Below are 17,494 nucleotides of genomic sequence, written 5' to 3' on the forward strand. Positions count from 1 at the left end.
CCCGGAGCCGCCGTATGACCGTGATCCTCGGGCAGTTGTTCACCGGCGTCAGCATCGGTGCCGTCCTGCTCCTCATCGCGCTCGGCCTCTCGCTCACCTTCGGCCAGATGAATGTCATCAACATGGCCCACGGCGAGTTCATCATGGCCGGCGCCTACACCACCTATGTCCTGCAGAAGTCCATTTCGAGCGCGGGAATTTCACTCCTCGTCGCGCTGCCCGTCGCTTTTGTCGTGTCGGGCGCACTCGGCGCGCTGCTGGAATGGCTGTTGATCCGCCGCCTCTATCTGCGCCCTCTCGACACGCTTCTCGTCACATGGGGTGTCTCCCTGATGCTCCAGCAACTCGCCCGTGACATTTTCGGGGCGCCCAATGTGCAGACCCGGGCGCCCGACGTCCTCACCGGGAACATCACGGTCGTCGGCGGTGACGACCCGCTCACCTTCGCCAACAGCCGGCTGTTCATCCTCGCGCTGGCCGTGGCGGCGGTCGTGGCGCTGTCCCTGACGTTGCGGCTGACCCCGCTCGGGCGGCGGATCCGCGCGGTGGTGCAGAACCGCGACCTGGCGGAGGTGTCCGGCATCTCCACCGCCCGGGTGGACCGCACCGCCTTCTTCATCGGCTCGGGCCTGGCGGGGGTCGCCGGGGTCGCGCTGACCCTGGTCGGTCCGATCGGGCCGACGATGGGCACCAACGTCATCATCGACGCCTTCCTGGTGATCGTGGTCGGCGGCATCGGGCAGCTCAGGGGCAGCGTGATCGTCGCCTTCGTGCTGGGCGCGCTGCAGTCGGTCCTGGAGTACTCGACGACCGTCAGCATCGCGAAGGTGCTGGTCCTCGTGGCCATCGTCGCGTTCCTCCAGTGGCGGCCGCAGGGCCTGTACACGCTGCGCACGAGGAGTCTCGTATGACCACGACCACTCCCCTCCCCCCGAAGGCGGCGCAACGGCCCGGTGTCCGGGGCCGTTTCGCCGCCGCCCGTCCGGCGGCGGGGTTCGCCGTGGCGGCCCTGGTGCTCTTCGCCGGCGCCCCTCTCGCGCTGTCCGACTTCCGGCTCGGGCTGCTCGCCAAGTACCTGTGCACCGCGATGGTCGCGGTCGGCATCTGTCTGGCCTGGGGGCGCGGCGGACTGCTGACGCTCGGCCAGGGGGTGTTCTTCGGCCTGGGCGGCTACGCCATGGCCATGCACCTGAAAATCGCGGACGCCGGCCCCGGCAACCTGCCCGACTTCATGCAGCTGTACGGCAGCGCCACCGAACTCCCCTGGTGGTGGGAGCCCTTCGCGAATCCGGTGTTCGCCGTCGCGGCGACGGTCCTGCTGCCCATGGCGGTCGCCGCGATCCTCGGCTCCTTCATCTTCCGGCGCCGCGTCAAGGGGGCCTACTTCGCGATCCTCAGCCAGGCGCTCACCGCCGCCTTCGCGATCTGGCTGGTCGGCCAGCAGGCCACGACCGGCGGCACCAACGGACTGACCGACATCCAGGGCTTCTTCGGCTACGACCTCGACGACCCCGTCAACCAGCGGATGGTGTACTTCGTCATCGCCGCGGTGCTGCTCCTGCTGATCGCCCTGGCCCGCCAGCTGGTGCACAGCCGCTACGGCGAACTCCTCGTCGCCGTAAGGGACTCGGAGGAGCGGGTGCGCTTTCTCGGCTACAACCCGGCCAACGTCAAACTCGTGGCGTACGTCGTCGCGGCGGGCATGGCCGGTCTCGCGGGGGCGCTGTTCGTGCCCGCCGTCGGCATCATCTCCCCCGCACTCGTCGGCATCGTGCCGTCCATCGAGCTGGTCATCGGCGCGGCGGTCGGCGGGCGGGCCAGCCTCACGGGCGCGGTGCTCGGCGCGATCGGCGTGGCCTGGGCGAAGACGGCCCTGTCGGAGGAGTTCCCGGCGGCCTGGACCTACTTCCAGGGACTGCTGTTCATCGTCGCCCTGGCGTTCCTGCCGGGCGGCCTCGCCTCGCTGGCCGCCGTCGTCAGGCGGCGCCGCGCGGGCGGACGACTCGCTGGAGACACGGGATGATGGAGATCGGGCACAACGGGCCCGCGGGTCTGGAGATCCGGCGACTGCGCGTGAGTTTCGACGGGTTCACCGCCGTCGACGGGGTGGACCTGGACGTCCGGCCCGGCGATCTGCGCTTCCTGATCGGGCCGAACGGCGCGGGCAAGACGACGCTGGTCGACGCGGTCACCGGGCTGGTGCGCGCGTCGGGCTCGGTGCGTTTCGCGGGCACCGACCTCCTCGGCCGCAGTGTGCACCGGATCGCCCGCTCGGGCATCGGCCGCACCTTCCAGACGTCCACCGTGTTCGAGGAGCTGACCGTCCTGCAGAACCTGGACATCGCGGCGGGCGCGGGCCGGAGTGCCCTGACCATGTTGCGCCGCCGCAGGGGCGTGCCCGAGCCGGTCGCCCACGCGCTGGAGACGGTGGGCCTGACCGGTCTCGCCGACAGCACGGCGGGGACGCTCGCGCACGGTCAGAAGCAGTGGCTGGAGATCGGCATGCTGCTCGTGCAGGACGTACGGCTGCTGCTGCTCGACGAACCCGTCGCGGGCATGAGCCACGACGAACGGCAGGCCACCGGCGAGCTGTTGCGGCGCATCAGCGAGGAACGCACCGTCGTCGTCATCGAGCACGACATGGACTTCATGCGCTCCTTCGCGCGCAGCGTCAGCGTGCTGCACGCGGGCCGGGTGCTGAGCGAGGGCACCGTCGCCCAGGTCCAGGCGGACCCGAAGGTGCAGGAGGTCTATCTCGGGCACCCGGCCACCGGACCCGTCCCGGCGACGGAGGCTCCTGCGGCGACCGTGCCCGCACCGACCGCCGTACAGGAGGCGTGATGCTGGAGATCGACACCGTCCACGTCGGATACCACCGCAGCCTCGTGCTGCACGGCGTGTCCGTCGAGGTGCCGCGGGACGGGGTGGCGGCCGTGCTCGGCCACAACGGTGCGGGCAAGAGCACGCTGCTGCGGGCCGCCGTCGGACTGCTCGGCCCGCAGAGCGGCACGGTCCGCCTCGACGGCGAGGACATCACCCGCCGCACGCCGCACGAGCGGGTGGCCCGCGGAATGGCGTACGTCCCCCAGGGCCAGCAGGTCTTCCCGCACCTCACCACCGCGGAGAACCTCCAGCTCGTCGCGGACGGACGGCGGCGCGGCAAGGAGGCCGTCGCGGAGGCGCTGGACCTGTTCCCCGCGCTGCGCACGCTCTCGGGCCGCCGCGCGGGTCTGCTGTCCGGCGGCCAGCGGCAGCAACTGGCCATCGCCCGGGCTCTGGTGACGGAGCCCCGGGTACTGCTCCTCGACGAGCCGACCGAGGGCATCCAGCCCTCCGTGGTCACCGAGATCGAGCAGACGATCCTCTCCCTGGCGGCCCGGGGCGGTCTGTCGGTACTGCTGGTCGAGCAGCATGTCGGCTTCGCGATGCGGGCTGCGCAGCACTACTACGTCCTGGAGGCGGGCCGGGTCACCTCCTCCGGAGAAGGTGGTCAGGACGCGGAGCGGTCGGTGCGGGAGGCGCTCAGCGTGTGACCGTCCGGGCCGCCCGTGCGGGAGGCGCCCGCCTCCGGCGCGGGCGGGCCCCGCGTGCCGTCGCGGTCAGCTCTTCGCGAGGCCGGCCCGCACCCGTTCGAGATGGGCGCGTTCCGGCGCGCTTTCGGTCAGCGCGACGGCGTCGTCGTACGCCTCGACGGCCTCGCCGGTGCGGCCGAGCCGGCGCAGCAGATCCGCCCGTACGGCATGGAAGGCGGGGTAGGCCGCGAGGTCGAGGTTCTCGACGAGGCCGAGGGCCGTCCCGGGTCCCTCGGTCTCGGCCACGGCGACGGCTCGGTTGAGGGCGACGACGGGGCTGGGCGCGAGGGCCATGAGCTGGTCGTAGAGGCGGCGGATCTGGGCCCAGTCCGTGGCGGCCGCGGTCGGCGCGTCGCTGTGCACGGCGTTGACGGCGGCCTGGATCTGATAGGCCCCCGGCCGGTTGCGGCGCAGACAGCGGCGTACCAGGTCCTGTCCTTCGGCGATCAGGTCGCCGTCCCAGCGGGAGCGGTCCTGGTCGGCGAGGAGGACCAGGTCGCCGTCGGCGCTCGTGCGGGCGGGCCGACGGGACTCGATGAGCAGCATCAGCGCGAGCAGGCCGAGCGCCTCCGGCTCGTCCGGCATGAGCTCGACGAGGAGGCGTCCGAGCCGCACCGCCTCGGCGCAGAGGTCGGCGCGGCCTCCGTACCCCTCGTTGAAGACGAGGTAGACGACGGCGAGGACCCCTTCGACGCGGTCCGGGAGGTCGGCGTCGCGGGGGATGCGGTACGGGATGCCCGCGTCGCGGATCTTGGCCTTGGCGCGGACGATCCGCTGGGCCATCGTCGGTTCGGGGACCAGGAAGGCGCGCGCGATCTGCGGCGTGGTGAGGCCGCCCAGAAGGCGCAGGGTGAGGGCGACCTGGGCCTGGGGGGCGAGCGCCGGGTGGCAGCAGGTGAAGATCAGACGGAGCCGGTCGTCGCGCACGGGACCCTCCTCCGCGGGTTCGTCCGGGGCGTGCAGCCGGACCGCCTCGGCGTGCCGGGCCTCTCGCGAGGACTCGCGGCGGAGCCGGTCGACGGCACGGTTGCGCGCGGTGGTGATGATCCAGCCGGCCGGGCTCGGCGGTGTGCCGGTCTCCGGCCAGTTCGCGACCGCCGTGGTGAAGGCGTCCTGTACCGCTTCCTCGGCGAGGTCGATGTCGCCGAGGAAGCGGATGAGGACGGAGACCGCCCGGCCGTACTCGGCGCGGAAGACGGCCTCGATCCCGGCGGCGTCCGTGGTCATCGGTCGTCGGCCTCGTGCATGAACGGGCGCACCTCGATGGGCAGGGTGGTCGCGAGCGTCGCCTTGCGCCCCCAGGTGAGCGCAGCGTCCAGGTCGGGCGCCTTGATCAGGCAGATCCCGCCCAGGTACTCCTTGCTCTCGGTGTACGGGCCGTCGGTGACCAGCACGTCGCCGTCCCGGGCACGCAGCACGGTGGCGGTCTCCGGGCCGTGCAGTCCTCCGGCGAACACCCAGGCCCCGGCCTCACGCAGCTCCGTGTGGAACACCTCCAGGTTGTGCATGATCTCCTGCATGACCTCAGGCGCGGGCGGCTCGCCCTGCGGCTGCATCACGCTCAGCAGGTAGTACTTCATGGTGTCTCCTCGATGCTCGCTCGGTCGGTGTCTCACTGACTACACGAACGGGAGGGCGCCGGATCGACACACGCCACGACGACAGCGGGAGATTCCTTCGATGACCGCCACACCGCATCCGCTCGTCACCGCCGCCCGCAGGCTCGCGGCCGACGTGCTGGCGCCCCGCGCGGAGCGCGTGGACCAGGACGGCGTGCCCGTGAGCAGCATCGAGGCGGTCAGGTCGTCCGGGCTTCTCGGGGTGAGTGCCCCCGTGGCGTACGGCGGGTCGGCGGCGCCGTCCGCGGTGGTGCGGGAGACCGCGGAGATCCTGGCCGGGGCGTGCTGCTCGACGTGGTTCGTGCAGACCCAGCACCACACACCGGTGGCGACCCTGGCCAGGGCCGACCTCCCCGTACGGGAACGGCTGCTCGGTCCGCTCGCGCGCGGCGAGTTGCTGTCCGGTGTGGCGTACGCCCAGCTGCGCGCCCATCCGCGGGTGCCTGTGCGGGTCACCCCGGAGCGCGGTGGCTGGCGCTTCGACGGGAAGGTCCCCTGGTTCACGGGCTGGGGACTCAACGACGTCATGCTGCTGGCGGGGGTGACGGACGCGGACGAAGCGCTGTTCGCGTTCACCGAGGCGCGTGAGCAGCCGGGGCTGCGCCCGTCGCCGCCGATGCGGCTCGCCGCGCTCTCCGCGTCCCGCACGGTCTCGCTGGAACTGGACGGGCTGTGGCTGCCCGACGAGGCGGTGGCGCTCCGCGTCCCGTACGCGTCCTGGGCGGTCACCGACCGGCCGAAGAACACGAACGCGTCGCCGGCCGTGTTCGGAGTGACGGCGACGGCGATCGGCCTGCTGGAGGGCGACCCGGCGGCGAAGGACACCGCGGAGGTGCTGCGGGCGCGTCTGGACGAGGTGCGGCGGCAGGCGTACGCGCTCGCCGACCACCCGGTGCCGACGGAGCGGATCGACGAGCGGCTCGTGTGCAAGACGCGGGCGTACGACGTGATGCGGGCGGCGACCACGGCGGCGGTCGTCGCCGGGGGTGGGCGGGCCATGGACCTGCGCAGCCCCGCACAGCGGCTGGCGCGCGAGGGGATGTTCCTGCTGGTGCAGGGGCAGACGGCCGAGGTGCGCTCGGCACACCTCGGCTCGCTGGGTTCGCTCTGAGCCTCTCGCCTTCCGGCCTTCCGGCCTTCCGGCTCTCCAGGTTCGCTCAGCCCTGGAAGGGCACCTGCGCGGCCGGGCCGGTCGCGAACGGGTGCCGCCAGCGGCCCCGCGCGGCGAGGCGGGGCAGCACGCCCTCGCCGAACCAGTAGGCCTCCTCCAGGTGCGGGTAGCCGGAGAGCACGAACTCGTCGATGCCCAGGGCGTGGTACTCCTCGATGCGGTCGGCGACCTCGTCGTGGCTGCCGACCAGGGCGGTACCGGCCCCGCCGCGCACGAGGCCGATACCGGCCCACAGGTTGGGGTGGATCTCCAGGCCGTCGCGTCCGCCGCCGTGCAGCGCGAGCATGCGCCGCTGCCCCTCCGACTCGCTGCGGGCGAGCCCCTCCTGGACGGACCGTACGGTCGCCGGGTCGAAGCCGTCGAGGAGCCGCCCGGCCTCGGCCCAGGCCTGCTCGGAGGTGTCGCGGGTGATGACGTGCAGCCGGATGCCGAAGCGCACGGTCCGGCCCTCCCGCGCGGCGAGCCCGCGGATCCAGGCGATCTTCTCGGCGACCTGGGCGGGCGGTTCGCCCCAGGTGAGGTAGACGTCCGCGTACCGGGCGGCGACCTCACCCGCGGCGGGTGAGGAACCGCCGAAGTAGACCTCGGGCACGGGGTCGGGAACCCGGGCGAGCCGTGCGTCCTCGACGCGGAGGTGCTCGCCGGCCAGGTCGACGGTCTTGCCGTCCCACAGGTCCCGGACGATCGAGAGGAACTCGCCGGTCCGGCGGTAGCGGGCGTCCTTGTCGAGGAAGTCGCCGTAGGCGCGCTGTTCGTGGCTCTCGCCGCCGGTGACCACGTTCAGCAGCAGACGTCCGCCGGTCCGGCGCTGGTAGGTGGAGGCCATCTGCGCGGCGAGCGTGGGAGACACGAAGCCCGGCCGGAACGCCACGAGGAACTTCAGGCGCTCGGTGTGCTGGCTGACCATGGCGGTGGTGAGCCAGGCGTCCTCGCACCAGGCCCCGGTCGGGGTGAGGGCGCCGGTGAACCCCATGTCCTCGGCGGCGCGGGCGATCTGGCTCAGATAGGCGACCGTCGGCGGGCGGTCCTGTCCGGAGACGGTGGCGGGCGTGCCGTGGCCGCCGCCGACGACATGGCGACTGTCTCCGTTGGTGGGCAGGAACCAGTGGAAGGTGAGGGACACGGCGGGTGTTCTCCGATCATGGGCCGGGCGGGGCGGGCGGCTGTGCCGCGGGGCGGGGTGGGCGGGGCGGAGCAGGCCGTGCCGCGGGGGCCTGCCGTTCAGGACGTGACGGCCGAGGTCCTGGGTCTTTCAGCGGGCGGGGTCGTCAAGCGTGTGGGCGCGGGCGCCGCGCCGGTTCCGGCGCGCGTGACGGCGAGCGGGCCGGCGGCCTGAAGGGCTTCCGACCCGGCGCGCGGAAGGCGTCGTTCGGCGGAGCGCACCGGGGCTTCCGGCCGGAACACCTCCGCGAGCCCCACGGCGAGGGCGAGGGCCCCGGCGTCGTCGGCCAGCACGTGGGCGGTCACGGACGTCATCCGGTTGCGGCGAGCAGCGGGGTGCGGCCGAGGGCCACCGAGAACTGGTCCACCACCTGGGCCAGTGCCTCGGCGGTGCCGGGCGCCACGGTGACGCTTCCGTCGGGTGCCGTGGTGATGTCCTTGTCGAGCGTGAACCAGCCCTGGACTATGTGGCTCGCGCCCATGGAGTTGAGGACCGGGCGCAGGGCGTAGTCCAGGGCGAGCACGTGAGCCGTGCTGCCGCCGGTGACCAGCGGCAGCACGGTCTTGCCGGCCAGGGCGTACTGCGGCAGGAGGTCGAGCAGGGCCTTGAGGACGCCGGAGTAGGCGGCCTTGTAGACGGGGGTGCCGATGACCACGCCGTCGGCGCGGTCGAACAGCGCGGCCGCCTCCACGATGGCGGGGTGCCGGAAGTCCGCGCCGAGCAGGGCCTCGGCGGGGATCGTGCGGACGTCGAGGGGAATCACCTCGTGGCCCTGTGCGGCGAGCCGGGTGTCGAGGTGACGCAGGAGCTTGGCGGTGCGGGAGGAGACGGAGGGGCTGCCGGAGACGGACAGGACGGTGGCCATGAGTCCTCATTCCAAAGGGAGTTCACGGTGGCGGGCGACCGGGAGGGGCGGGGCACGGCCGTGTGCCGGGTCGGGGGGTGCGACGGCGGACTGCGTTGTCCGGTCGGGCGCTGATCCGGCCGGCCAGGGCAGGCCGGAAGAAGGCCCGGGAGTTCGGCGGGAGTTCGGCCGGCGCACGGCGGGGACGGGCAGGGGACGTCCTGTGGCGCGGCGCGAAGGCCGGCGCGGGAGAAACGGTCCGTGCGAAGGGGACCCTGCCGTCGGGACCGTCAGACGTCGCGACGACAGAAGGAGCTGGAGACACGCGCAAGGTCGACATGGCGTCGCCGCGTGAGGTCCAGTCGCATCATCATGACGCCGATCGTCGCAGCCCCCGCTCGGAGCAGTCAAGGAACGGCGGGCAGGTCTCGCATCCCGGACCGGTTCCGCGGGCGCGGCACGACGTCCGTCCGCCGTGCCGCGTGAGCTGCGGCGACCCGGACGGCGGGACGGGCCGGGCCATGTCACGGGGGATCACGGAAGGTGCGGGAGACCGCTCCCCTTCGGCATCTTCGCCGCCCTCGCCGTCGACGCCTCGCCTGTCGGGTCAGTCGTCGAGGCGCCGCGCCCGGCCTCCCTGCGTGGAAGCTCCCTGCCTCCGCGCAAGCGGCTTCGGGCGCCGTCCTCGGACAGCCGTCCTGTGACCATCCGAAGAGTCACTCGTTTGACGGAGCGGCGTGACACGGCGTCAGCTCCTTCGGAAGGCATTCGTTCCATGCCCATCCCCTCGCTACCGCGTGCGGTCCTCCGCGGCAGGACAGCACTCGACCGGGCCGAGACCGCCCTCGTCGAGGAGTACAGCGACCTGGTGCGTCTCGCGTACCTCACGCTGCCTCCCTCGCTGAACAGGCATCGCCGCATCCTCGTCGCCCACTCTCTGGTGCAGCGCTCGCTGCCGGGCACCCGGGAACGGTTTCCCGGGCCGACCGTGCCGACCCCCCGCGGCACGGCTCGCCGGTCCGTCGCCGAGAAGGACCGGCTGCGCGCCGCGGTCCTGCGCTCGGCGATCGCGTACGGGCGCTCACCGCGCGGCTGGCCCCGTCGGCTGCCGCCGCCGCGCACACTGATCCCCGCGCTGCCGGTCGTGTGGGGGCTGCGGCTGTTCCCCCGCGCGGGCGGTGCGGAGGAGATCGCGCTGAGCCAGGCCCTGTCGGGGTCGACGGCCGCGGGACGAGCCGCCTTCGTCCTGCGCAGCGTGGACGGGCGGACCGAACCGGCGGTCAGGACCCTGCTGGAGGCGGCGGGGACCGCCGACCCCGAAGCGGCCCTGAGGTCCGCCGCACGGCTCGGTGAGACGGCCGGCACGGCGGCGCAGACGCTGCTCAGGTCACGGGAGTTCGACGCCTGCACGGTGCAGACCGCGCCCACCGACCTGCTCCGCCGCCGGCGCCGCTTCCGCGTCCTGTGGGGCGCGCTCTCGGTCGTCGCGCTCACCGGGGTGCTGCTGGCTGTCTCGCTTCCCGGCTCGGGCCCGTCGTCCGGCCGCGTCCCGGCGGGCGCGTCGCTGCCCGGCCCCGCGGACCTGGTCCGTACGCCCTCGGACTCCTGGGCCGACACCTCCCGGGTCGACTTCACCGCGTGGCCCGCGCGCGGGGCCCGCGCCGACGACCGGGGCCTGCTGCGCCGGGCGCTGTCGGCCTGGGCCCGGCCCGCCCGCGCCGTACAGGTCACGACGACGGCGACCACGTCCATGGACCCGCCGCCCCGGGCACCCCGGCTCCTGTACGCGGGGAACGTGGACGGCGACGCCGTGGTCCTGCTGCACGACGGACAGCGCGTGGTGCGCTACAGCGAACCCGTCGACGGCCCCGGGCGCCGCGCGCTGGCGCTCGCGCGGACCGACGACGCCGACGTGACGACCGCGGCCGCCCTGGTCGTCGGGCGCGGCCCGCGGGGGACCAGGTTCCTGCTGGCTCCCTGGATCGCCGAGGCGCAGACCCGCGACCTGATGCGTCCGGACTCTCCCGCCCGCCCGGTGGACGTCGGGCGGGACGGGGTCACCGACCCGCTCTCCGCCCCCTCGGGGGGCGCGGCCTGCGACCGGCGGCCGGTGCTCCAACTGCGGTCGTCCGAGCGCATCGTGGAGAAGCACGCGTTCCTGCTGACCGACCTGGGCGAGCCGTCGCCGGTGCATCTGACGTACACGCCGCTGCCGGGTCACGGAACGCCTCCGGCACGTCAGCCGCGGGAGGCGACGGGCACACCGGCGCTGGTGGCGTGGGCGCACATGGCGTGCGGGCTGGAGAAGCTGCGGGGCGGCGGAGTGCGGGAGGTGAACGCCTGGGACTTCGCCGAGCAGGATCTGCCGGAGAACGGCGGGCACGCGGTGTGGGCCTGTGCGCGGGCCGGCACCTGGCGCGGTCCCGGGGATGTGCGGGTGCTGCTGCGGCTGCCGGCGTCGTCGCCGTCCGCTCCGGCCCGGGAGGTCGCGCGGGCCCGGTCCACCGCGGCCTGCAGCCGGTTCGGCCAGCATGTGGTGGCGGCCGCCCACTGGCGGTCGGACGCGGGTCACTGGTTTCTGCTCGCCGCGGGCAGCCGGGCCGTCACCGGGATCGAGGTGACCGGCGCGGTCAGGGCCCGGCGGGACGGCCGTACTCTCGCGGTGCGGGCTCCGGAGGGCGCGCGCCCGGGTCTGACGGCCCGTCTGGAGAACGGCTCTTCACTGGCCCCGGTCGGTGACAGGGCGAGCCGTTGAGCCGGCCCGGACCCGCGCGGCGGGGATCAGTCCTCTTCACCGAGGGGGACGACCACGAGGAAGGCGTCCGACTTCAGGTCCATCACGACCGTCGCCGGCAGTCCCTCGGTGCGGCGCCGGGCCGCGTACTCCTCAGCCGACCACGATCCGCGAGGAGCTCCCGCGGGAAATCGTTCCAGCACCTTTGTCCCCATAGCGGCAGGCACCTCCACCTCTGACCTCGGACCCGGAGCGACGGGTCCCGTGGAATGCGCTTGCCCGCGTTTCTCCGAGACATGTCAGGTGTGTTCACCCCCGTCGGCGGACGGTGAACCGGTGTACGGCGGAACGCGGGACCTGCCCGCCCCGCGCGGTCGGCGCGGGGCGGGCCCCGTCACACCCCGACGCGCTCGCCCTGATGGGGCGCGGGCGCGGGTTCGCGACTCAGCGCCCCCGGCCACCACGCGCGGCGGCCGATGTCGCGGACGAGAGCGGGCACCAGCAGTGAGCGCACCACCAGGGTGTCGAGCAGGACGCCGAACGCGACGATGAAGGCGATCTGCACCAGGAAGGCCAGGGGGATCACGCCGAGGGCCGCGAAGGTCGCGGCGAGGACGACACCGGCCGAGGTGATCACCCCGCCGGTGGCGACGAGCCCGCGGAGCACCCCTTGGCGCACGCCGTGCCGCAGCGATTCCTCACGGACCCGGGACATCAGGAAGATGTTGTAGTCGACGCCGAGGGCGACGAGGAAGACGAAGCCGTACAGCGGCACGGACGCGTCGGTGCCGCTGAAGCCGAAGACGTGCCGGAACACGAGCGACGAAATGCCCAGTGTGGCGGCGAAGTTGAGCGCCACCGTGGCCACCAGGAGCAGCGGCATCAGCAGCGAGCGCAGCAGGCCCGCCAGGATGATCAGGATGATGGCGAGGACCACGGGGACGATGAGGGTGCGGTCCCGTTCGGCGGTCTGCCGGGTGTCGTACTGCTGGGCGGTGTAGCCGCCCACGAGCGCGTCGGCGTCCGGGACGGCGTGGACGGCGTCGCGCAGCCGGGCGACGGTGTCCTTGGCCGTGTCGCTGTCCGCGGCGGACCGCAGGGTGACGTCGACGCGCACCCGGCCGTCGACGACCTTGGGGTCTCCCCCGCCCGGCCGCCCGGACTCCGTCACCGCGGCGGCCGAGGCGACGCCGTCCGTGGTGCGCGCCGCGGTGATCACCTGCGTTACGCGGCCGGCGTCGGCGATGATCACGGCGGGGTTCCCCGAGCCGCCGGGGAAGTGCTCCGAGAGGGTCTGCTGGCCGGCGACGGAGGGCGCGTCGTCGACGAAGATCTCGTCGAGGGGGACGCCCTTCGCGGTGAGGGTGGGGGCGAAGGCCGCGCAGGCGATGAGGCCCGCGAGGGCGATCGCCCAGACCTTGCGGGGTGCGCGGTCCACCAGGTCCGCGACCCGGCGCCAGACTCCGCTGCCGGCCCCGGCGTCCCCGGTCGGGCGGGGACGGGCCGGCCAGTAGGCGGCACGGCCGAGAAGGACCAGGACGGCCGGCAGGAAGGTGAGCGTGCTCAGTACGGCGCAGACGACGCCGATGGCGCCGACCGGGCCGAGCGCCCGGTTGTTCGTCAGGTCGCTGAGCAGCAGGGCGAGCAGACCGAGGGCGACGGTCCCGGCGCTCGCGACGATCGCACCCCACGACTGCCGCAGCGCCGCCCGGACGGCGGTGAACCGGTCCTCGTGCAGGGCGAGTTCCTCACGGAAGCGGGCGGTGAACAGGAGGGCGTAGTCGGTCGCCGCGCCGATCACGAGGATGGAGAGGATGCCCTGTACCTGGCCGTCCACCCGGACGACGTCGTGGTCGGCGAGGACGTAGACGACGGCGCACGCCAGGCCGAGCGCGAACACCGCGCCGAGGATGATGACGAAGGGCAGCAGCACGCTGCGGTACACGAGGAGCAGGATGACCAGGACGGTCGCGAGGGCCACGCCGAGCAGCAGGCCGTCGATGCCGGCGAAGGCGTCGGAGAGGTCGGCCTGGCTGGCGGCGGGCCCGGCGATGCGTGCCGTCGTTCCCGGGACGCGGTCGGCGGCGGTGCGGACACGGTCGAGGGTGTCCGGCAGCTTGTCGCCGAGGTCGGGCCGGAGCTGGACGACGCCCTCCAGGGCCTTGCCGTCGCCCGACGGCAGGGCGGGAGACGCCTGGCCGACGACGCCGGGCGAACCAGCGAGGGAGGCGAGTGCGCGGGTCGCGGCGGCCTGGCGCTCGCCGCGGGCCGACCCAGCACCGTCCACCGTCCACACGACGATCGCGGGCAGGGTCTCGTCCTGCTGGAAAGCGCGCTGCTCGGAGACCACCTTGGTGGATTCGGCGCTGCGCGGCAGGAAGGCGGCCTGGTCGTTGGTGGCGACCTCGCCGAGCTTGCCAGCGTAGGGGCCGAGGGTTCCCCCGATGCCGAGCCAGGCGACGAGCAGGACGACGGGGATCAGCCAAAGGGCCCGTCGTGGGGTGATGGACATCTCTCTCCAGGTGTCACGGCAGCACGGCGTTCGACGTACAGGTGTCCAGGTATCTCAATGACAAACAATCTCAATCATTGAGTTATCTCGCGGCCGGATCGTAGACCACGGAGGTGCTTCCTGGGACGCCGCCCTGCCGGATGCGGCGGGCGGCCGGAGGTTCCCGCCCGCCGGAGTGACGGGCCGACGGACGTCAGCGCCCGGGAGACCGTACGCCGGAGAGCTGCTCGTTCATGGCCGTCAGGAAACGCAGGACAACCGACAGTTCGTCCTCGCTGAAGCCGGACCGCACGCTGGCGGTGACCTCGGCGAGCGGCCGGAAGTGGGCGCGGGCCACCGACTTGGCGTCGGGGACCCAGTGCAGGTGGACCACTCTGCGGTCGGGGCTCTCCCTGACGCGCCGGATGTGGCCCGCGCGTTCGAGCCGGTCCAGGCAGGCCGTGACGGCACCCGAGGTGAGCCCGAGGTGTTCCCTGAGCCGGCCGGGGGTGAGCGGCTCGGGAGCGTCGAGGATCGCGGCGAGCGCCTGGACGTCCGTGGCGTGCAGTCCGTGTTCGCCGGCGAAGCCGTGCACCATCCGGTTGACCTCGCCGTTCATCCGGCGGAGCTGCACGGCGAAGGCCTGCAGGTCCGTCGGCGCGGCGCGTTCGCGCTCCGGTCCCCCACCGGGGTCCGGCTCACCCGCCCGGTCGTCGGAGTCATCTGCTCTGGCCACGCGCTCAGCCTATAGAAGTCGGCGGGGCGTCCCCCGTACGGCCGCGCCCTGCCGGGAGCGCCCGTCCGGCGCATCCGTGGGGGGTGCGGGCGGGGAAGGGATGCAGGAGGGGTGACTGACCGGGAGCTACGGCGGACAGCGACGGAGGATCCATGAGCGACGACGACACCCGCATCGGACTGCGGTGTCTGGTGACCGGTGCCACCGGCTACATCGGCGGACGGCTGGTCCCCGAACTGCTGGCCGAGGGGCATCAGGTGCGCTGTCTGGCCCGCTCCCCCGCCAAGCTCCGCGACTATCCCTGGGCGGGCGAGGCCGAGGTGGTGCGCGGGGACGTCACGGACGCCGAGTCCGTCGCCGACGCGATGCGGGGGATCGATGTCGCCTACTACCTCGTGCACGCCCTCGGCTCGGGCCGCGACTTCGAGGAGACCGACCGCGGAGCGGCCCGGATCTTCGGCGAGCAGGCCAAGGCGGCGGGCGTCCGCCGCATCGTCTATCTGGGTGGCCTCACCCCCGTGGGCGTGCCGGAGGACGAACTGTCACCGCACCTCAGGTCGCGGGCGGAGGTCGGGCGCATCCTGCTGAGCTCGGGCGTCCCGACCACGGTGCTCCGCGCCGCGGTGATCATCGGCTCCGGCTCGGTCTCCTTCGAGATGCTGCGCTACCTCACCGAGCGGCTGCCGGTGATGGTGACGCCGAGCTGGGTGAGCACCCGGATCCAGCCGATGGGCGTGCGCGACGTACTGCGGACCCTGGTCGGCAGCGCCACGATGCCCGCCGAGGTCAACCGCGCGTTCGACATCGGAGGACCCGACGTCCTGACGTACCTGGAGATGATGCGCCGGTACGCGACCATCGCCCGGTTGCCCCGCAGGCTCATCTTCCCGGTGCCGGTGCTCACTCCGCGACTGTCCAGCCACTGGGTCGGACTGATCACCCCGGTGCCCGCGTCCATCGCGAAGCCGCTCACCGAGTCACTGCGCCACGAGGTCGTGTGCCACGAGCACGACATCGCCCGCTACGTGCCCGATCCCCCCGGCCGACCGATCGGCTTCGACGCGTCGGTGGCCCTGGCGCTCCAGCGGGTGCGGGACGCGCAGGTCACCACGCGCTGGTCGTCCGCCTCGTACCCCGGTACGTCGAGCGACCCGCTGCCCACCGACCCGGACTGGGCCGGCGGCAGCCTGTACACCGATCGCAGGGAGATGGCCGTCGACGCCTCGTCCGAGGCGCTGTGGCGGGTCATCGAGGGCATCGGCGGCGACAACGGCTGGTACTCCTTCCCGCTCGCCTGGGCCGTGCGCGGCTGGCTCGACCGGGCGGTGGGCGGGGTGGGGCTGCGGCGTGGCCGCCGGGACGCGACCCGGCTGCGGGTGGGCGACTCGCTCGACTTCTGGCGGGTGGAGGAGATCGAGCCCGGTCATCTGCTGCGGCTGCGGGCCGAGATGAGATTGCCGGGACTCGCCTGGCTGGAGATGTACGCGGAGAAGGGCGACGACGGGCGCACCCGCTACCGGCAGCGGGCCCTGTTCCATCCGCACGGTCTGCTCGGCCACCTGTACTGGTGGAGCGTCTCGCCCTTCCACTCCGTCGTGTTCGGCGGCATGGCCCGCAACATCGCCAAGGCCGCCGCCAAGAACGCGCCCAGTGGGGTGAAGGAACCCTCGCTCACCCGCTGAGCACGCATCCGGCGGAGCCGGCCGAGCAGAAGCAGATCGACGCCGTACCCTCGCAGCCCTGCACCGGAGCAACGCCATGACCCTCTCGATCGTCCTGTTCACCTCGGACCTGCGCCTGCACGACCACCCGCCGCTGCGGGCCGCGCTCGACGGTTCCGACGCGGTGGTGCCGCTGTTCGTGCGTGACGAGGCCGTCGCGGAGGCCGGGTTCACCGCTCCCAACCGGATGGCGTTCCTGGCCGACTGTCTGTCGGATCTGGACGCCGGGCTGCGTGAGCGCGGCGGGCGGCTGGTGGTGCGGTCCGGCGATGTGGTGGCCGAGGTGTGCAAGGTGGTCGCCGAGGCCGACGCGGACGAGGTGCACATGGCGGCGGGCGTCAGCGGCTACGCGCACCGCCGGGAGGAACGGCTGCGTGCGGCGCTGGAGGCCGAGGGCTGCCGCCTGCACGTCCACGAGACGGTCGTCACCGCCGTCGCACCCGGCGCGGTCACTCCGGCGTCCTCGGACCACTTCGCCGTCTTCACGCCGTACCACCGCCAGTGGGCGCGGCAGCCGCTCCGGGACGCGGCCGCCGCTCCCCGGGTCGTCCGGGTGCCGGACGGCGTCGGCTCGGAGGAGCTCCCCGCCCGCTCGGACGTGTCCGGCGTGTCCCCGGGACTCGCCGCCGGCGGTGAGACGGAGGGCAGGAGGCGGGTCACGGCCTGGCTGCGGAGCGGGATCGGGGCGTACGAGGACCGGCACGACGACCTGCCGGGAGACGCGACCTCACGGCTCTCCCCGCACCTGCACTTCGGTACCCTCTCGCCGGTCGAGCTGGTGCACCGCTCGGCCGCGGCGGGCGGCGCGGGCGCGGAGGCGTTCGTACGGCAGCTCGCGTGGCGCGACTTCCACCACCAGGTGCTCGCCGTGCGACCCGAGGCGTCCACCGCCGACTACCGCACACGGCACGACCGTTGGCGTTCCGAGGACGCGGCGCGCGACGACATCGAGGCGTGGCGGGAGGGTCGCACCGGCTATCCGGTGGTGGACGCCGCGATGCGCCAGCTGCGCCACGAGGGCTGGATGCACAACCGGGGCCGGCTCCTCACCGCGAGCCTCCTGGTCAAGACGCTGTACGTGGACTGGCGGGTCGGCGCCCGGCACTTCCTGAGCCTGCTGGTGGACGGCGATGTCGCCAACAACCAGCTCAACTGGCAGTGGATGGCGGGTACGGGCACGGACAGCCGGCCCAACCGCGTCCTGAACCCGGTGACCCAGGCCAAGCGCTACGACCCGGACGGGGAGTACGTGCGGCGCTGGGTGCCGGAGTTGGCGGGCCTGGAGGGGCGTGCGGTGCACGAGCCGTGGAAGCTTCAGGGCCTGGACCGGGCGGCCTTCGACTATCCGGACCCGATCGTCGAACTGTCCGAGGGGCTGGCCCGGTTCAGGGAAGGCCGCGGTCTGACCGACTGACGCCCCCGGGCGCCCGCTCCTCGCGGAGTC

16 protein-coding genes are annotated in these 17,494 nt (G+C 73.3%); 8 read left to right on the forward strand and 8 right to left on the reverse strand.

Annotated elements, in window-relative coordinates; all coding sequences use genetic code 11:
- The first annotated feature begins 14 nt into the window (after positions 1 to 14).
- From urtB to urtE, 4 genes are read left to right on the forward strand one after another with little or no spacing between them, the layout of a single operon-like run.
- Positions 15 to 911 carry an urea ABC transporter permease subunit UrtB gene (gene urtB, locus ACIRQH_RS16020; protein ID WP_358822257.1) on the forward strand — a complete coding sequence of 299 codons (897 nt, stop codon included), beginning with the start codon at positions 15 to 17 and terminating at the stop codon, positions 909 to 911.
- Positions 908 to 2,023: an urea ABC transporter permease subunit UrtC gene (gene urtC / locus ACIRQH_RS16025; RefSeq protein ID WP_404226262.1), complete on the forward strand. Its 1,116-nt coding sequence runs from the start codon at positions 908 to 910 to the stop codon at positions 2,021 to 2,023. Before urtB ends, urtC begins: the two co-directional genes overlap by 4 nt.
- Complete coding sequence (gene urtD / locus ACIRQH_RS16030; RefSeq protein WP_404226263.1) at positions 2,020 to 2,841, forward strand: urea ABC transporter ATP-binding protein UrtD; 822 nt, start codon at positions 2,020 to 2,022, stop codon at positions 2,839 to 2,841. Before urtC ends, urtD begins: the two co-directional genes overlap by 4 nt.
- Complete coding sequence (gene urtE, locus ACIRQH_RS16035; RefSeq protein ID WP_358822254.1) at positions 2,841 to 3,533, forward strand: urea ABC transporter ATP-binding subunit UrtE; 693 nt, start codon at positions 2,841 to 2,843, stop codon at positions 3,531 to 3,533. The genes urtD and urtE overlap by 1 nt, the downstream gene beginning before the upstream one ends.
- Positions 3,534 to 3,599: 66 nt before the next feature.
- Here the strand turns inward: urtE and ACIRQH_RS16040 are convergent, their stop codons facing one another.
- Together ACIRQH_RS16040 and ACIRQH_RS16045 are read right to left on the reverse strand one after the other, a co-directional pair.
- Positions 3,600 to 4,799, reverse strand: a complete 1,200-nt coding sequence (locus ACIRQH_RS16040) for an RNA polymerase sigma factor (RefSeq protein ID WP_404226265.1) — start codon at positions 4,797 to 4,799, stop codon at positions 3,600 to 3,602.
- Positions 4,796 to 5,152 (reverse strand): YciI family protein, encoded by a 357-nt coding sequence (locus tag ACIRQH_RS16045; RefSeq protein ID WP_358822252.1) that lies wholly within the window; start codon positions 5,150 to 5,152, stop codon positions 4,796 to 4,798. The genes ACIRQH_RS16040 and ACIRQH_RS16045 overlap by 4 nt, the downstream gene beginning before the upstream one ends.
- 100 nt (positions 5,153 to 5,252) lie before the next feature.
- On the opposite strand from ACIRQH_RS16045, the gene ACIRQH_RS16050 reads away from it, so the two are divergent.
- Complete coding sequence (locus ACIRQH_RS16050; protein WP_388872790.1) at positions 5,253 to 6,302, forward strand: acyl-CoA dehydrogenase family protein; 1,050 nt, start codon at positions 5,253 to 5,255, stop codon at positions 6,300 to 6,302.
- A 46-nt stretch (positions 6,303 to 6,348) separates the two neighbouring features.
- Here ACIRQH_RS16050 and ACIRQH_RS16055 read toward each other — a convergent pair whose 3' ends face one another.
- From ACIRQH_RS16055 to ACIRQH_RS16065, 3 genes are all read right to left on the reverse strand, one after another.
- Positions 6,349 to 7,485 (reverse strand): LLM class flavin-dependent oxidoreductase, encoded by a 1,137-nt coding sequence (locus tag ACIRQH_RS16055; RefSeq protein ID WP_388872793.1) that lies wholly within the window; start codon positions 7,483 to 7,485, stop codon positions 6,349 to 6,351.
- A gap of 349 nt (positions 7,486 to 7,834) precedes the next feature.
- Positions 7,835 to 8,389: an NADPH-dependent FMN reductase gene (ssuE, locus tag ACIRQH_RS16060; protein WP_358822249.1), complete on the reverse strand. Its 555-nt coding sequence runs from the start codon at positions 8,387 to 8,389 to the stop codon at positions 7,835 to 7,837.
- A 269-nt stretch (positions 8,390 to 8,658) separates the two neighbouring features.
- On the reverse strand, positions 8,659 to 8,742 hold the full coding sequence (locus ACIRQH_RS16065) for a putative leader peptide (RefSeq protein WP_351421473.1): 84 nt from the start codon (positions 8,740 to 8,742) through the stop codon (positions 8,659 to 8,661).
- Positions 8,743 to 9,143: 401 nt separating this feature from the next.
- Here ACIRQH_RS16065 and ACIRQH_RS16070 point away from each other — a divergent pair, with 401 nt between their 5' ends.
- Positions 9,144 to 11,123 (forward strand): hypothetical protein, encoded by a 1,980-nt coding sequence (locus ACIRQH_RS16070; RefSeq protein ID WP_404226269.1) that lies wholly within the window; start codon positions 9,144 to 9,146, stop codon positions 11,121 to 11,123.
- A gap of 26 nt (positions 11,124 to 11,149) precedes the next feature.
- Here ACIRQH_RS16070 and ACIRQH_RS16075 read toward each other — a convergent pair whose 3' ends face one another.
- The 3 genes from ACIRQH_RS16075 to ACIRQH_RS16085 form a co-directional block, all read right to left on the reverse strand.
- Positions 11,150 to 11,317, reverse strand: a complete 168-nt coding sequence (locus ACIRQH_RS16075; protein ID WP_355877445.1) for a hypothetical protein — start codon at positions 11,315 to 11,317, stop codon at positions 11,150 to 11,152.
- A gap of 179 nt (positions 11,318 to 11,496) precedes the next feature.
- Positions 11,497 to 13,614, reverse strand: a complete 2,118-nt coding sequence (locus tag ACIRQH_RS16080; RefSeq protein WP_404226271.1) for an MMPL family transporter — start codon at positions 13,612 to 13,614, stop codon at positions 11,497 to 11,499.
- Between the two features lie 193 nt (positions 13,615 to 13,807).
- Positions 13,808 to 14,329: a MarR family winged helix-turn-helix transcriptional regulator gene (locus tag ACIRQH_RS16085; protein ID WP_404226273.1), complete on the reverse strand. Its 522-nt coding sequence runs from the start codon at positions 14,327 to 14,329 to the stop codon at positions 13,808 to 13,810.
- Positions 14,330 to 14,481: 152 nt separating this feature from the next.
- Between ACIRQH_RS16085 and ACIRQH_RS16090 the strand changes: the two genes are divergently transcribed.
- Both ACIRQH_RS16090 and ACIRQH_RS16095 read left to right on the forward strand, forming a co-directional pair.
- Positions 14,482 to 16,011 (forward strand): SDR family oxidoreductase, encoded by a 1,530-nt coding sequence (locus ACIRQH_RS16090; protein ID WP_404226276.1) that lies wholly within the window; start codon positions 14,482 to 14,484, stop codon positions 16,009 to 16,011.
- 76 nt (positions 16,012 to 16,087) lie between these two features.
- On the forward strand, positions 16,088 to 17,464 hold the full coding sequence (locus ACIRQH_RS16095) for a cryptochrome/photolyase family protein (protein WP_404226279.1): 1,377 nt from the start codon (positions 16,088 to 16,090) through the stop codon (positions 17,462 to 17,464).
- Positions 17,465 to 17,494 lie beyond the last annotated feature (30 nt).

The sequence above is a fragment of the Streptomyces sp. NPDC102279 genome (assembly GCF_044766365.1).
Lineage (GTDB): Bacteria > Actinomycetota > Actinomycetes > Streptomycetales > Streptomycetaceae > Streptomyces.

Excerpts from the sequence above, each read along its gene's own strand:
- ACIRQH_RS16040 (WP_404226265.1), bottom strand. The coding sequence starts at position 4,799 with ATGACCACGGACGCCGCCGGGATCGAGGCCGTCTTCCGCGCCGAGTAC.
- ACIRQH_RS16045 (WP_358822252.1), bottom strand. The coding sequence starts at position 5,152 with ATGAAGTACTACCTGCTGAGCGTGATGCAGCCGCAGGGCGAGCCGCCC.
- ACIRQH_RS16095 (WP_404226279.1), top strand. The coding sequence starts at position 16,088 with ATGACCCTCTCGATCGTCCTGTTCACCTCGGACCTGCGCCTGCACGAC.
- ACIRQH_RS16065 (WP_351421473.1), bottom strand. The coding sequence starts at position 8,742 with ATGATGATGCGACTGGACCTCACGCGGCGACGCCATGTCGACCTTGCG.
- urtD (WP_404226263.1), top strand. The coding sequence starts at position 2,020 with ATGATGGAGATCGGGCACAACGGGCCCGCGGGTCTGGAGATCCGGCGA.
- urtE (WP_358822254.1), top strand. The coding sequence starts at position 2,841 with ATGCTGGAGATCGACACCGTCCACGTCGGATACCACCGCAGCCTCGTG.
- ssuE (WP_358822249.1), bottom strand. The coding sequence starts at position 8,389 with ATGGCCACCGTCCTGTCCGTCTCCGGCAGCCCCTCCGTCTCCTCCCGC.
- urtB (WP_358822257.1), top strand. The coding sequence starts at position 15 with ATGACCGTGATCCTCGGGCAGTTGTTCACCGGCGTCAGCATCGGTGCC.
- ACIRQH_RS16075 (WP_355877445.1), bottom strand. The coding sequence starts at position 11,317 with ATGGGGACAAAGGTGCTGGAACGATTTCCCGCGGGAGCTCCTCGCGGA.
- ACIRQH_RS16050 (WP_388872790.1), top strand. The coding sequence starts at position 5,253 with ATGACCGCCACACCGCATCCGCTCGTCACCGCCGCCCGCAGGCTCGCG.
- urtC (WP_404226262.1), top strand. The coding sequence starts at position 908 with ATGACCACGACCACTCCCCTCCCCCCGAAGGCGGCGCAACGGCCCGGT.
- ACIRQH_RS16090 (WP_404226276.1), top strand. The coding sequence starts at position 14,482 with ATGAGCGACGACGACACCCGCATCGGACTGCGGTGTCTGGTGACCGGT.
- ACIRQH_RS16080 (WP_404226271.1), bottom strand. The coding sequence starts at position 13,614 with ATGTCCATCACCCCACGACGGGCCCTTTGGCTGATCCCCGTCGTCCTG.
- ACIRQH_RS16070 (WP_404226269.1), top strand. The coding sequence starts at position 9,144 with ATGCCCATCCCCTCGCTACCGCGTGCGGTCCTCCGCGGCAGGACAGCA.